We start from the raw sequence: 13684 nt of genomic DNA, 5'->3' as shown, positions 1-13684 counted from the left end.
GCCGGCATTCGTATGTAAAAGAGCAAATAAGGCGCACCCCGCTTGGGTCGCCCCTTATTTGCTGTATATAGCTTTCCTACCGGGCACGCTGGCGCAAAGGACTTCCTTTCTTCGCCAACGAATTCCGCTCTGTCCGGCCTTCTCCTTCGGAATCCTCCTTGCTGGGTCTTACCGCGAAGAAGCTCAACAGCCCGCCGACGGCCCCTACGCCCGCCATGGTGAAGAACAAGGTCCAGTGTCCCCGGTTCATCAAGAGGGACACCACCGGCGGGCCCAGCGCGACCCCGATGAATCTCATGCTGCTGTAGAGGGAAGTAATCGTGCCCCGGTTCTCCTTCTCAATGCCTTCGGTAATCAGCGCATCCATGCAGGGCAGGACCACCCCGATCCCGATTCCGCTTAGACTCAGGAACCCGACCATGTAATAAATGTTCTCATTGAAGCCGGTAATCAGCGTGGCAGCCGTCAGTAAGGCCATGCCGCCGAAGCCGAGCCATTTCATGAGCAGCTTGTTTTTGCCGATGATCTTACCGCTTCCGTAAGAGGCCAGACATAGCAAAGCAAGCGGAATGGCCAGTACAAAGCCTTTGTAGGCCCCGTGCAGGTTATATCTCGATTCAAGGATCTCAGATAGATAGAACAGTACCCCGAAGGTGGCGAACATGCAGATGCCGCCGATAGCGAAGATCGCGTACAGCCAGCGGCCCTTCTCATGCAATACGCTCTTAATACCGTCCAGGAATTCCTTCAAGCTGGACTTCTCCGCTTCCTCCTCCGCCTCGGGCTTCTTAACGAGGAAGATCACAAGAATACAAGAGATCAGACACAGCACAGGAATGGCTATAAACGGCGCATACCATAGCAGCGTCCCCAGATAAGCACCCAGGATCGGGCTTACCACTTTTCCGAAGGTATTGGAGGTCTCAATAATTCCGAGCCCTTTACTCACCTCCTTCTCATCCTTGAACAGATCACCCACGAAGGGAATGACAATGGGAAAAGCGCCTGCGGCACCGATCCCTTGGACGAAACGTCCGGCAAGAATGATCCAGTAAGCCGTCACTCCTGTGAAGAACCAGGCAGCGGCCACACATCCGGCACCGCCCAGGGCGGCCAGGATCAGGCTGGGCAGAATCACTTTTTTGCGCCCGAAGCGGTCCGATAAATAGCCGGCGACCGGGATCATCAGGATGGCGATCAGGCCATAGACCGTGATGATCATACTGACCCCAAAAGAGCTCACTCCCAGCTCCTTCGAGATCTGGGGCAGAATCGGCAACAGCATCGAATTGCCCAGTGTCATAATCAGTGGGATGGAGGCGAGCGCGATTAGCGCTCCTTTTGAACCTTTTTCCCCTTGGGATTCTTTTGACCCCTTCATGGACGAACCACCTTCTTTTATAATCGCATCCTGCTTATTGTCGGTCTAACGGCTGTATTTATACCCCTTGGGACCTGCCTTTAAAACAAGGTTTTGCCGAACGCGAAGAGCAAGATCAGCAGCAGCGGATTCAGGGATGTCCTCCTTACCGTATAGATGAGCAGACAGGAGACCACAGGAAAGATTCCCAGATTATATGGAAGATACGAAATAACTCCAGGCCCGGTCGGGGTGATACTCCACCACTTCATGTGGTACCCGATCTCATCGAATGCAAAGGCGATTACACTGGCAATCGGTGCGATATGAAGGATGACTACGCTGTCTTTTCTGAGAAAATAACTGCCGATACACCAGGGAATGATACAGCCGATGATCACATTAATAAGCATAAGCTTCTATTCCTCCACCCTGACTTCACATCTGCTTATTATGGCATGACAGTCAGCCTTTTATCCGTGTAAACAAATTCACAACCTCGCACTGTAATATCTCCGTTTCCTGCGGGACATGCTACTCCATGTTCAAATCCAACCGTAAAGGAGCTTACCTATGACAGGAATTCTAGGCGGCAACCCCAAGGAAGAACCGATGCATTATGGAGAGATCTTCACCCTGTGGGAGACCTCAATGGCAGCAAAGGGTGCTTTATCCGGCTACAGAGCTCACATGTATCACGCCGGAGACAGCGACCTAAAAAAAATTCTGGCCGCCATGATCGACCAGGCGGAGCTGGAAATCAGCGAATGCGACTCGCTGCTTGCAGAGCAGGGCATTGCTGCTGCTCCGGCACTCCCGAACCGGCCTGAAGCGAGACTGGAGGATATTCCGGTGGGCGCACGGTTCACGGACCCTGAGATTGCAGCCATGGTTGCAGCCACTCTGGCGGTTGGGATGGTAGCGTGCAGCCAGGCAATGGGGCAGTCCATCCGTGAGGATATCGGCGCATTGTTCGCCAAATATCATCTCACCAAGGCGGCCATCGGCCTGAAGAACCTGCATCTGCTGAAGAAAAAAGGCTGGCTGGTTCCCCCGCCGCTGCTGGTCAAGAGACCTGAAACGGTCCACGCGTAACGCAGCAGCTCCAGCATCTGTATAGCAAGAGGCCCGCGATTCTTCGCGGGCCTTCTTCAGGTCTGGTTGTCCTATTCTCCCATCCAGTGGAATAAGCTATCTATATAGAATAAAGGAGGAGGACAACATTAACATATTCATAGGTTATATGGTGCTGGGGTTATCCCTGTCAGCTCCCATCGGCCCCATTAATGCCGCCCAATTGGACAAGGGGCTGCGCGGAGGCTTCCTGCCGGCCTGGGTGGTGGGTCTCGGGGCCATCAGCGCCGATATTATCTACATGCTGCTGGTCTATCTGGGGATGATCCATCTGCTGGATGCCCCGTTCGTCAAGGCCTTCCTGTGGCTGTTCGGCTTCTTCGTGCTGGTCTATACCGGTATTGAAAGCATCATGCACTCGGGGAAGATCACGGCAGCAGAAACGAGGGGCAGCGGGATCTCCCTATCCAAATCCTTCGTGTCGGGATTCCTCATGTCGCTGTTCAATCCGCTGTCCATTCTGTTCTGGCTGGGCATCTACGGCTCGATCTTAGCCAAGGCGGTTAATGAATACCCGATGCAGCAGATACTGATCTACAGCGGGGCTATTGTCCTCGGAATACTGCTCTGGGATATGACGATGGCCGCTGCCTCCAGCATGTTCCGCAAATTCCTGACTCAGCGGGTACTGAAAGCCATCTCCGTATTGTCCGGCCTGTCGCTGGTCGGCTTCGGCTTCTACTTCGGGATTCAGGCGGCCCGGCTGCTGTTCTTTCATTAGATTTTGTTCTTCCGCAGCCGGATGCCCTTAATCCGGAAGCCCGGCCCTCCGGGCAATGAATGGAAGCTTCCTGTATCCGCTTCGGAGCGCTGCTCCTTGTCTGCTGCCTCGTGCCCGTGCTTGCTCCGGTAATGCTGGAGTATCCAGTCGCTTAGCCCAATCAGAGCTACAATCAAAAGGCTGATATAGAAGCCCGGGCGGCTAAGCTTATGGAACAGCGTGCCGCTGACCGCAGCCAGAATCAGCACCAGCCCGCTCCAGCGCTTCACTCCGCTAAGCACGCCCCGCTTCAGCAGCTTGCCCGAGGAGAGCAGGATGAACGCCCAGTTATAGAGAATCATCAGCCCGGCGGCGGTGGTGACGTATTCATAGACTTTGCCCGGCAGCAATAAGGCCATAATTACCGTACCCGTCAGACCGCCCGCGATCAGGCACAGCGCCAGCAGCGGATACTTGTCCTTCCACTTCCTGGAGAACACCTTGGGCGCATCCCCCTCCTGGGCCAGCGTAAGCATCATCGAGGTAATCGCATACAGCGACGCAGTCATCGTTGAGAAGCCGGCAATGATCAGCACGCCGTTAAACAGATGGGGCACGAAGGCCAGATGGTCGCTGCGCAGAGCCAGAACAAACGGACTTTCCTTCGGGTTAAAGGCGCTAAGCGGCACCATAATCACCGCCAGTCCAATGGACAAGATGTATACCGTTCCCAGCCCCAGCAGCATCACCTTCCCCGCCTTCGGCGCTTCCTCCGGCTTCTGGAGCCGGTAAGACATAATCCCCAGCACCTCAATCCCGCCATAGGCATAGAAGGCGAAGATGAAGGCGGACCATAACCCGATGCCCCCTGACGGGAACAATGCCTTATAGCTCATTGGCACCTTCGGAGTGAACTTGCCACCGCCAATCCAGCCTGCCAGAAGCAGGGCCGCAATCACCAGGAACATAAGAATAGCCGCCACCTTGATGACGGCCAGCACGTTCTCCACCCGGTCGAAGCCTTTGTTGCCGAAGAATACAATCCCCAGAGCGACCACCGCATACCCGGCTGCAAATATCCACATCGGCACGCCCGGGAACCAGAACCGCGAGAAGATCGACAACGCCGTAAGCTGGCTGCCCATAATCAGCAGCTCCGAGAACCAGTATAACCAGCCGCTGCCGAACCCCGCCCAGTCCCCGAAGGCCTGCTTGGCATAAGAGCGGAAGGAGCCTTGCTCCGGCTGCGCCGCGGTCATCCGGGCTAGAGCATCGAAGACCGCATAGGTTCCCGCCGCCGCGAGCAGGTACACCAGCAGCACCGCCGGACCGCCCATCGAGATCGCCAGCCCCGAGCCGAGGAAATACCCGGTCCCGATCGTCCCCGCAATGCCGAGCAGGCTGAGCTGCCACCACTTCAGTTTCTTCTCATTGCCCGTTGATTCAGAAGTCTGCTTCATGAATTCCGTCCTTATCGTGTTCAGAATTAGAGAGGTCTCTAAGAATTCTATAATTCCCTAAGGGCGGGAATTCATGAATTTAATTTCGGGACAGATGCCTGTAACCGGTCTGTATGCTCTGAAGTGAGGTGTAACGGGGCAGGTAGCCTATTTGGGTGGCACTATGGTTAAGTGAATAATAGTTATTCTTGGAGCCGGTTATCGAGTTATAGGAAGAGTTATCTTCTATTTCATACCTAAGCCCGTAGTGATCTGCAAAGTAATCCAGAATCTCAAACTTCGCCGCAGGATTCAGTGAAAACACATCATATACCTCATTTCCTGCCTCTTCCCTCATACACAGCTTGATAAGCTGGATCAAATCCTCGGGATGCACATAGTCCCTAACGATGTTGTCCGGTGAGGTGTGCAGTATCTCTCCCTTTCTAAGGTGGTGAATAATATCCGTCAGCAAATAACGGGAGTTCAAATCAATGAACGCGCTAAAAATACCGAAGACCCTTAAGTCCACAATGCGGTGCTGGCTCAGACTTCTGTGTTTGGCCTCCATGTTCAGCTTGGTAATCCCATAAAATTCCTGAGCGGACAGATGGTTGGGATCAAGCTTAAGCCATTTCCCGTCCGTAGCAGGCTGATCAAATTCAGACCCGTATACCGCCCCACTGCTCAGATTGATGTATATAGCAGCCGGATTCTTGTGCAGATAGTCCAGAATCAGATTGTCGTATTGCTCAGTAATCTGAAAGACCTGGAACGGATGTTGAACCAGGTTCTGCGGATCTCCAATTCCCACCCCGTTAATAATGACATCATAGTCCGCCGTTCGTGCAAATTCATTGTATTCACAGAGCTTAACACGCTCCTGAAGCTGGTTCTCCGTCAGGAAAAGGACCATTCTCTCCCTGGACCGTGAGAATAAATACAATTCATATTCCTGCGTCGCTGCAAGACCGAGAATCAGGTTCTTGGCGATATGACCCGTGGCTCCTAGAATGGCAATAGTCTTACGCTTATTGTTTATCATGGCCGCATCACCGAGATCTCCCGCAGCTTCAGCAGACCATCCTCATAATAATCTTCATTCGCATAATAGTCCGTGTAATACTGCTCAAGGTTAGACACATCACTGGCAAATCTATTTCTAACAATTGTTCCGTACAACGGTAGAATCACATTGTAGAAGCGTTTCTTTTTTTCCTCTTGAATGGTCTCACTCTTCAAGGTACGGCCTTCATAATGGTGTAATGCATCCAGGAAATGTTTAATACATACCTCACCTACGTTGTATCCCTCCGGAGTTATTCCTGCGTAAAGATAAAAATTACGATTGATAATGCAAAACTTAGGATCAAGAATTAGAATTTCATAGAACCAGTAGATTTGATTAATACTTGTATAAGCATATTTGCTTTTATCCTCAATTTGATCCCACACGGATTTTTTCATAGTATTCATGGAAATCTGCATTGCATTATTACTCGTATGAGCCAGGAATAAGTCACCGCCCTCTAAAGTATAAACCCGATTATCAGGATGAAATGGCATCGTATGAATCAGCGCACAATCCAAATGCTCCAGAAGAATTCCGATGAAATCAATCAGCGCTCCATCCAGCCAGTAATCATCGTCTCCCTGTAGTTTAATGAAGCTGCCATTAGCCAGCGTACTGACATAAGCGATGTTCAAGTCGCCACCGATATTCTGTTCATTGCGGCTGTAACGAAAACTGGAGAATAGGTTAGTGTATACACGGCCTACCTCCTGTGTATTATCTGGCGATGCATTATCTGACACCACTACTTCAACTAGATCCTCATCGGAGACCTGATTATAGATGGATTGCAGATTATTGCCAAGATGATGTACGCGATTGTAGGTCGGAATCACGATCGACAGCAGTGGATGTTCTGTGCGGCGGGCAAGTGCGGACTCTCTCTCCGTATCACTGTTCACTTTAACCCACTCCAGTAACTCAGGAACGAATACTTGTGTAACAACAGCCGGATTACCCGAGACTCTGCAAAAGCTTGGAACATGATCCACAACAACACTGTTAGGCTCAATAATACTGAATTTCCCGATCTTGACCGGTCCGTCAATTACAGCGTGTGCACCGATTACGCTTCCATCGCCCACTATCAGTTCCCCGCTGGTTTTAAGAACATCTGTCGCTTGTGCCCAGCCTGGATAACCTGGTCTGACTGAAGCCGCTACAGAGTCCGTCAAGCTGACATAAGGCCCAATCATCACATTCCGGCCTATATGGACTTTATGGCTGCACTGCACATGCAAACCTGTCTCTAACCGGCTCCCATCCCTGATTGTAAGTTGGGGAGTATTGCCCGAAGCCGGTTCATGAATGTTCCAGTAATACCCGCCTTGCACCGTGACATTTCTACCTATTGAAACGCTGGATGGATTCGATATGTAACCCGTCTCCTTCAGAAGTGATGGTGGATTGTTCAAGAGAATAGCCCCTTTTTCATTAAGACATTTACATATACGTTATTCACTAACTGCACAAGTTATGAGTCCATCTGAACCATCAGGTCCAGGAGAAAATCCGGATGAAGTGAATCTTATGGACCTATTCCCGCAAAATCCGCATATAAATAGGCTTATCAAGTCAAGTGAAGCCGGCATGCTATGGGTATGGCTGTGCTTCAGGAAGGAGGAAGCATAAATGAGAATGAGGGTTGCGGATTATATCACGCACTCTTTATATGATGAAGGCGGGGAGACCGTATTCCTGGTCACCGGGGGAATGATTATGCATCTGACCGATGCGCTCTACCAGCATGGCAAGCAGGAATATGTCTGCTGTCACCACGAGCAGGCTGCCGCAATGGCCGCTGAGGCTTACGGAAGGATGACCGGCAAGCTTGGCGTCGCTTACGTTACCGCAGGGCCTGGAGCGCTGAATACCATTACAGGCATAACCGGAGCTTATGTCGATTCTTCCCCAATGATTGTAGTTGGTGGGAATTCCAAGGTTGCGCTTGCCCAGGTGAAAGGACCGCGGCAATTCGCTCTGCAAGGCTTCGATTCTCTGGATATTTTTCGCCAGATTACCAAATATGCTGTCAGGCTGGAGGACCTCTCACAAGTCCGTTATGAAGTGGAGAAATGCATCTATCTCGCCAAGAACGGCCGGGTAGGTCCGGTCTATCTGGAGGTGCCGGTGGATCTGCAAGGCGCAGCCTTTGACCCGGATGACTTCCCGGGATTCACAGAACCAATAGCCAAGGTACCCGAGATCACAGATGCTGAGCTTGATCAGGTTCTTGCTGCGCTGAAGCGCAGCAAGCGGCCTTGTCTGCTGGCAGGTGCAGGCGTCCGGCATGGAGATGCGGTAGAAGCGCTGCATGCATTCGCGGAAGCTACCGGCATTCCCGTACTGACCTCCCGTCTGGGAATGGACCTGATGGATCATGATCATCCCCTGTTTGTCGGCCGTCCCGGTACATACGGTGACCGGCCAGCGAATTTCACGGTACAGAATTGTGACCTTCTGCTAACCGTGGGCTGCCGGCTTGGGATCGGGCTGGTCGGTTATGATTTTGCCGACTTTGCCAAGAATGCCTTCAAAATCCATGTGGATATTGATGCCAGGGAATTGAATAAGCCCTCGGTCATTCCTGACATTCCGGTGCAGGGAGAAGCCCGCAATTTCTTCATAAGGCTCACTGCGTTATGGGACGGAGAAGCCTCTTATACCGGGTGGGTCCGGCAGACACAATACTGGAAGCAGCGTTACCCTGTTGACTTGCCTGAATATGACGATGACAGCAGCGGCATCAATTCCTACCGCTTCATGACCCGGTTCTCAGAGCTCGCACCAGAGGATGCCCTCTTCGTAGTTGACACCGGCTCCTGCTTCCATGTCCATGCCCAGGCCTTCAAAGTCAAAGCCGGGCAACGGCATATCATCACAGGCGGATTATCCACTATGGGTTATACGCCCGGTGCCATAGGTGCATCGGTAGCCGCTGGCCGAAGAGAGGTCTTCTGTATTACAGGTGACGGATCGTTTCAGATGAATCTGCAGGAATTGCAGACCATCCGTCATCATCGGCTGCCTGTGAAGTTCATTCTGATCAATAATGGCGGTTATCTGCTGATCCGCCATACCCAGTCCAACTTCATGGGCGGGCGTTATCTGGGGGAAGGACCGGATTCAGGGGTAAGCTTCGTTCCATTCGAGCGGCTTGCCGAGACGTTTGACTTAGGCTATCTGAGAATCTCACAGCTTGACCACCTGGATGATCAGCTTAACGAGCTGTTCCGCCACCCGGGGCCGATGATCTGTGAGATTATGACACCAACCGATCAACTGCTCATTCCGCGTGTATCCTCCCGTCAGCTGGAGGATGGAACGATGATATCTACAGCTTACGATGATATGTTCCCTTTTCTCCCGAGGGATGAATACCAATCTAATTGCTTGGAGTGACTGCCATGCGCACGAATCAGCTGAACGTTGCCATTCTGGGAAGCGGCAATATCGGGACAGACCTGCTTATCAAAGTTCTGCGCTCCGAGTCCTTGACATGTTCCCTCTTCTCAGGGAGAAACCCGGATTCCAGAGGACTTCAGCTTGCCAGGGAGCTTGGCGTACAGGTATCCGACAGAGGCATCAATGCCATTCTGGACAATCCCGGATGCTGCGACATTGTTATCGATGCTACCTCTGCCGCCGCCCACATCCGTCATTATCCCTTGCTGAAGGAACTGGGCAAGTTCGTGATCGATATGACACCCTCGCAGCTAGGGACAACGTGTATCCCGGCTGTGAATCTGCAGGAATGTCTGGACAGTAACGATGTAAATATGATCACCTGCGGCGGCCAGGCTTCCGTGCCGCTAGCCTATGCTATTGCCCAGTCCCAAAAGGAGTTATCGTATATAGAGGTTGTATCAAGCATCGCCTCTCTGAGCGCAGGACCTGCCACAAGAATTAACCTGGATGAATATATTGGAGCTACTGAGGATGCTCTCCGCAGCTATACCGGCTGCAGGCGGGCCAAGGCCATCCTTAATCTGAACCCTGCCATTCCCAGTATAGATATGCAGACTACACTCTTCGCCGTTGTTCCTGAACCTGATATGGATAGTCTTAGCAAGGCAGTAGAGGAAATGGTCACCCGAATTCAACACTATGTCCCAGGCTATCAGATTATTGTACCTCCGGTCATTGAGAACGGCAGAATCGCCATGATGGTCAAGGTCCAGGGACTTGGCGACTTCCTTCCCACCTATGCCGGAAATCTGGATATTATCAATTGCGCGGCGATCGCCCTGGCAGAAGAATATGCCAGACGCTCGCTTATTGTGTGCAAAGGAGAATGATCATGCTCCCACTTATCATTAGCGACCCTACGCTTAGGGACGGCTCCCATGCTGTGAAGCATCAGTTGACCCGGGAGAATCTGGATCTTTATTCCCGGATGGCAGAGAAGGCAGGGCTAGCAGTGCTGGAGGTCGGACATGGCAACGGCCTCGGTGCCTCCTCTCTTCAGCTTGGTGAAAGTCTGCTGTCTGATGAAGAGATGCTGTCCATCTGCAGAAGCAATCTCCGGCACACGCTGTTATCGATCCATGTCATTCCAGGGTTCGCTACAATTAACCGCGATCTGCGGGCTGCCCTGGATCTGGGAGTCGATATCGTGCGTGTCGCCTCCCATTGCACAGAGGCAGATCTGACAAAACGCCATATCGAATATGTGCGCGGACAGAACCGGACCGCTTACGGTGTTCTTATGATGTCTCATATGGCTCCCGCTGAGGTGCTGGGCATCGAAGCTCTTAAGATGCAGAGCTACGGAGCACAAGCCGTCATTCTGATGGATTCGGCAGGTGCTTATCTGCCCAAGGATGTCACCGGAAAGATTCAGTATTTGCGCAGCATCCTTGACATCCCTGTGGGCTTCCATGCCCATAACAATCTGGGCCTGGCAATCGGCAACTCACTGGCTGCCGCCGAGGCGGGAGCCTCCATCCTTGACGGCACAGCACGCGGTTTCGGCGCCGGGGCCGGCAATGCGCAGCTGGAGGTGCTGGTTGGAGCGCTTCATCAATCCGGCTGGGACACAGGAATTGAGCTCTATGCGCTGCTTGAGCTGGCAGAGCAAGCAGAGAGTGCCTTCGCCAAAGCGCCCAAACTCGGCAGCATGAGTATCGTAAGCGGTATGGCCGGTGTGTTCTCCGGCTTCGTGAAGCCGGTGGAACGGATTGCCAAGGAGTACAATGTTGATCCCAAGGCGGTCATGGTCGAGCTTGGACGCCGGAAGGTCGTGGCCGGTCAGGAGGATCTGATTCTTGAGGCAGCGCTGACCTTAGCGCGACATGACTTCCCTTGAGCTTCAATAAATACAATAAAGCAGGCAGTTGTAACCCACGGCTGCCTGCTTCTGCATTACTCTGACCTGCCCCGTCTTTCTTCCAGCACCTTCTGCAATTCGCTTCTTTGGCCAAGCAAGACCTGATTACCCGGCAGGTAAGCCAAGGCCTGCTCATTATGCTGCCAGGCCTGCTTCCATTCTCTTGCAGCGGCGCAGCAGCGGCTGACCAAGACATGAGGTAGCCAGGTATAATAAGCTTGGGAGACAGGACGGTTCCCCGGTCCTGTTGTCTGCCGGGCGATCGCCTGGAGATACCAGTAGATTGCACTCTCCCACTCTCTGCGCTCCTCGAAGAATCCGGCGACACCGCAGCAGACATCCGCCTGGGGTAGCCCGTAGCTGAAGGAGCGGAAGAGGCTATTCAGCCTGAGCCCCGCTTCCCCCAGCTCCCGGTAACATTCGGACAGCCGCAGACAAGCTGTAATCCGTTCATCTTTGCAGCCGTTTGGTTCCTTCAGCAACTCTTCATAGGAAGTCGCCGCAGCTTGATAGTCCCGTGTCTCGAAGCATTCATTCGCATAGTGAAAGAGCAGCCTTCCTTCAGCCTTGCCTTCCTGAGCGATCCAGCGCTTCAGAATCTGCAGGTTGCGTTCCGTATGAACAGCGGATGGACGATGGTCCATGTAAATATCCGTGTTCATGGAAGCGCCTGCTCCAATATCCAGTTCCTCGTGGACACGCCCATGCCACTGGAAATGCTGCCCGCTTCTGACAATCCGGGGACGATATTCCGAATGGACCACTACTAAAGCGGAACCCGCTTGGGAGGGCTGTGGAAATAGCCGGCTTCCCATCAAGATCACCTCTACACCGGCTTGTTCCTCCTTCAGTTGCCGTTTCAAGCGGGCCAGTTTCTCCGCTTCAGGTGCGGCCAGAAGCTCATCGGCATCCATCCAGATCACGTAAGGCATCGTCGCCTGTTCAAAGGAATAGTTGCGGGCCGCTGCGAAATCCTCATCCCACGGATAAGTGAACACCTTCTCTGTATACCAGCCTGCCACAGTGACAGTCCTGTCCGTCGATCCCGTATCCACAATAATGATCTCATCCATCAGGTCTCTGACCGAGTCCAGACAACGTCCTAACACAGCTTCTTCGTTCTTCACAATCATACACAGACTGAACAGACCTTCCTGTTCTGCTTCCATCTCCCCGCCTCCTGAGAATGATTCGATATACAAAAATATAAAAAAAGAAACCATCCCGCAAAGGATGGCCCTTAAGCTCGCTGCAAAATAAAGCAGGTTCCTTTCAGGATCAGGTTAATCTGTGAACAGACCATACAACACCTGGATCTGTAGCACCTAAATCCAAATTAAGCGCCAATCCATCTGGCTGATAGATGAGACTGATCACATCATTTGCCGCAAGCTCCACTTCACCTGCTAAGGTAACAGTACCGCTTCTAAGAAGTGTTCTAAGGGTTAAAGTTCCGGCGACAGCCACATCCAGTACCGGTAATAATCCGGTGACCAGATCTATAGCTGGAGCTGGCGTAGTTTTTTGGACCACTAATGACGGATTCACATCTGCACCTAACGCTGTGGTGACCGCAGCATCAAAAGCAAAGTTAATTGTAGCTTCAATAGAGTACCTGCCTGCTTCTGGAACGGTGTATTCACCCAAAACTGCATCGAATGCCGCATTGCCGTAATACGGCGACGTTTCTTCCCAGCCAACAAACGTGGCCGTGGTGCCTGTCACCAAGGTTGGCAGAAATACCGAGAAGCCTTCACCTGCTAATACAGGACCAGTCGTTCCTGTGACTCCTGTCATTCCTGTAAGCCCTGTAGCTCCCGTTTCCCCGGTAAGACCCGTGACTCCGGTGGCTCCTGTGGCTCCCGTTTCCCCGGTAAGACCCGTGACTCCGGTAGCTCCTGTGGCTCCCGTTTCCCCAGAAAGACCCGTGACTCCGGTAGCTCCTGTGGCTCCCGTTTCCCCAGTAAGACCCGTGACTCCGGTAGCTCCTGTAAGACCTGTGTCTCCCCGAGCTCCTCCTCCGGGCCCTGTGGTTCCTTGGGGGCCTTGGAATCCTGTAGTTCCTGTAGGTCCAGGTTCTCCTGTTGTTCCTGTAGGTCCTGAGGCTCCTGTGGCTCCTGTGGCTCCTGATTCTCCTCCCCCTTGCCCGGTAGGTCCGGTAGGTCCTGCTGGTCCAGCTTCTCCTGGCGCCCCTGGTAATCCTGCCGGGCCTCTCTCTCCTGCCGGCCCTGTTGCTCCCGCCGGCCCTGTTGCTCCGCCGCTGCCACCTCTGTCTGCCCCTAACAATTCTTCCGATACTAAACGGTGTGCCGTTACCAATTGACCCGCTGCGTTCTTGCCCCATAGCGAGATCTGCACCGGCTCAACTTCCTCCGATGAATTCGGTGATGTAATAAATGTGAATTCATAAGCATTGACGTCGGCATAGTAATTCTTCGTGATTACCTGGTTCGCTGCAACATTGAGTAATTCGCTTACGTACATCACTCTCGTTCCGCCGGTCAATTGATAACCCTGAATGGTTAATGAGTACGCAGAAGCCTCGCTGCGGTTATCAATTTTGACTGTAACCTGCTGAGTAGGTCTCACTCCGTTCACAGGATTATTCTCAATAGGTCCTGTTGATAAAAAAGCCATTACATGGTCACAT

General features: G+C 52.5%; 12 protein-coding genes. 5 read left to right on the top strand and 7 right to left on the bottom strand.

The features are described 5' to 3' along the window. Nucleotides 1-76: 76 nt before the first annotated feature. Nucleotides 77-1381: an MFS transporter gene (locus MKY64_RS04345; protein WP_340951133.1), complete on the bottom strand. Its 1305-nt coding sequence runs from the start codon at nucleotides 1379-1381 to the stop codon at nucleotides 77-79. Between the two features lie 80 nt (nucleotides 1382-1461). After that, the gene (locus MKY64_RS04340) at nucleotides 1462-1773 is read right to left on the bottom strand and encodes a hypothetical protein (RefSeq protein WP_340951130.1); all 312 of its coding nucleotides are present in this window, start codon (nucleotides 1771-1773) and stop codon (nucleotides 1462-1464) included. Nucleotides 1774-1933: 160 nt separating this feature from the next. Between MKY64_RS04340 and MKY64_RS04335 the strand changes: the two genes are divergently transcribed. Together MKY64_RS04335 and MKY64_RS04330 are read left to right on the top strand one after the other, a co-directional pair. Further along, the gene (locus MKY64_RS04335) at nucleotides 1934-2455 is read left to right on the top strand and encodes a DUF3231 family protein (protein WP_340951127.1); all 522 of its coding nucleotides are present in this window, start codon (nucleotides 1934-1936) and stop codon (nucleotides 2453-2455) included. A 148-nt stretch (nucleotides 2456-2603) separates the two neighbouring features. Beyond that, nucleotides 2604-3215, top strand: coding sequence for a LysE family transporter (locus MKY64_RS04330; RefSeq protein WP_340951125.1), 612 nt, complete (start codon nucleotides 2604-2606; stop codon nucleotides 3213-3215). Here the strand turns inward: MKY64_RS04330 and MKY64_RS04325 are convergent. The 3 genes from MKY64_RS04325 to MKY64_RS04315 form a co-directional block, all read right to left on the bottom strand. After that, nucleotides 3212-4654 carry an amino acid permease gene (locus MKY64_RS04325; RefSeq protein WP_340951123.1) on the bottom strand — a complete coding sequence of 481 codons (1443 nt, stop codon included), beginning with the start codon at nucleotides 4652-4654 and terminating at the stop codon, nucleotides 3212-3214. The genes MKY64_RS04330 and MKY64_RS04325 overlap by 4 nt on opposite strands. A gap of 79 nt (nucleotides 4655-4733) precedes the next feature. After that, a complete protein-coding gene (locus tag MKY64_RS04320; RefSeq protein WP_340951121.1) occupies nucleotides 4734-5678 on the bottom strand; it encodes an NAD-dependent epimerase/dehydratase family protein in 945 nt (314 codons plus the stop codon). Next, nucleotides 5675-7120, bottom strand: coding sequence for a glycosyltransferase (locus MKY64_RS04315; protein WP_339310686.1), 1446 nt, complete (start codon nucleotides 7118-7120; stop codon nucleotides 5675-5677). Before MKY64_RS04315 ends, MKY64_RS04320 begins: the two co-directional genes overlap by 4 nt. 217 nt (nucleotides 7121-7337) lie before the next feature. Here MKY64_RS04315 and MKY64_RS04310 point away from each other — a divergent pair, with 217 nt between their 5' ends. Genes MKY64_RS04310 through dmpG form a run of 3 tightly spaced genes read left to right on the top strand, consistent with a single transcriptional unit; the run spans nucleotide 7338 to nucleotide 11013 of the window. Next, complete coding sequence (locus tag MKY64_RS04310) at nucleotides 7338-9107, top strand: thiamine pyrophosphate-binding protein (RefSeq protein WP_340951118.1); 1770 nt, start codon at nucleotides 7338-7340, stop codon at nucleotides 9105-9107. Nucleotides 9108-9112: 5 nt separating this feature from the next. Further along, nucleotides 9113-10003, top strand: a complete 891-nt coding sequence (locus MKY64_RS04305) for an acetaldehyde dehydrogenase (acetylating) (protein WP_339249897.1) — start codon at nucleotides 9113-9115, stop codon at nucleotides 10001-10003. A 2-nt stretch (nucleotides 10004-10005) separates the two neighbouring features. Further along, nucleotides 10006-11013, top strand: coding sequence for a 4-hydroxy-2-oxovalerate aldolase (gene dmpG, locus MKY64_RS04300; protein ID WP_340951113.1), 1008 nt, complete (start codon nucleotides 10006-10008; stop codon nucleotides 11011-11013). Between the two features lie 56 nt (nucleotides 11014-11069). On the opposite strand, the gene MKY64_RS04295 is transcribed toward dmpG, so the two are convergent. Together MKY64_RS04295 and MKY64_RS04290 are read right to left on the bottom strand one after the other, a co-directional pair. Further along, the gene (locus tag MKY64_RS04295) at nucleotides 11070-12203 is read right to left on the bottom strand and encodes a glycosyltransferase family 2 protein (RefSeq protein ID WP_340951110.1); all 1134 of its coding nucleotides are present in this window, start codon (nucleotides 12201-12203) and stop codon (nucleotides 11070-11072) included. 109 nt (nucleotides 12204-12312) lie between these two features. Next, the gene (locus tag MKY64_RS04290) at nucleotides 12313-13671 is read right to left on the bottom strand and encodes a hypothetical protein (RefSeq protein ID WP_340951108.1); all 1359 of its coding nucleotides are present in this window, start codon (nucleotides 13669-13671) and stop codon (nucleotides 12313-12315) included. Nucleotides 13672-13684: the final 13 nt, after the last annotated feature.

It is taken from the genome of Paenibacillus sp. FSL R7-0210, from assembly GCF_038009085.1.
Lineage (GTDB): Bacteria > Bacillota > Bacilli > Paenibacillales > Paenibacillaceae > Paenibacillus_AQ > Paenibacillus_AQ silagei.
The sequence above is the reverse complement of the archived record's forward strand: the minus strand, read 5'-3'. Positions and strand labels throughout refer to the sequence as shown.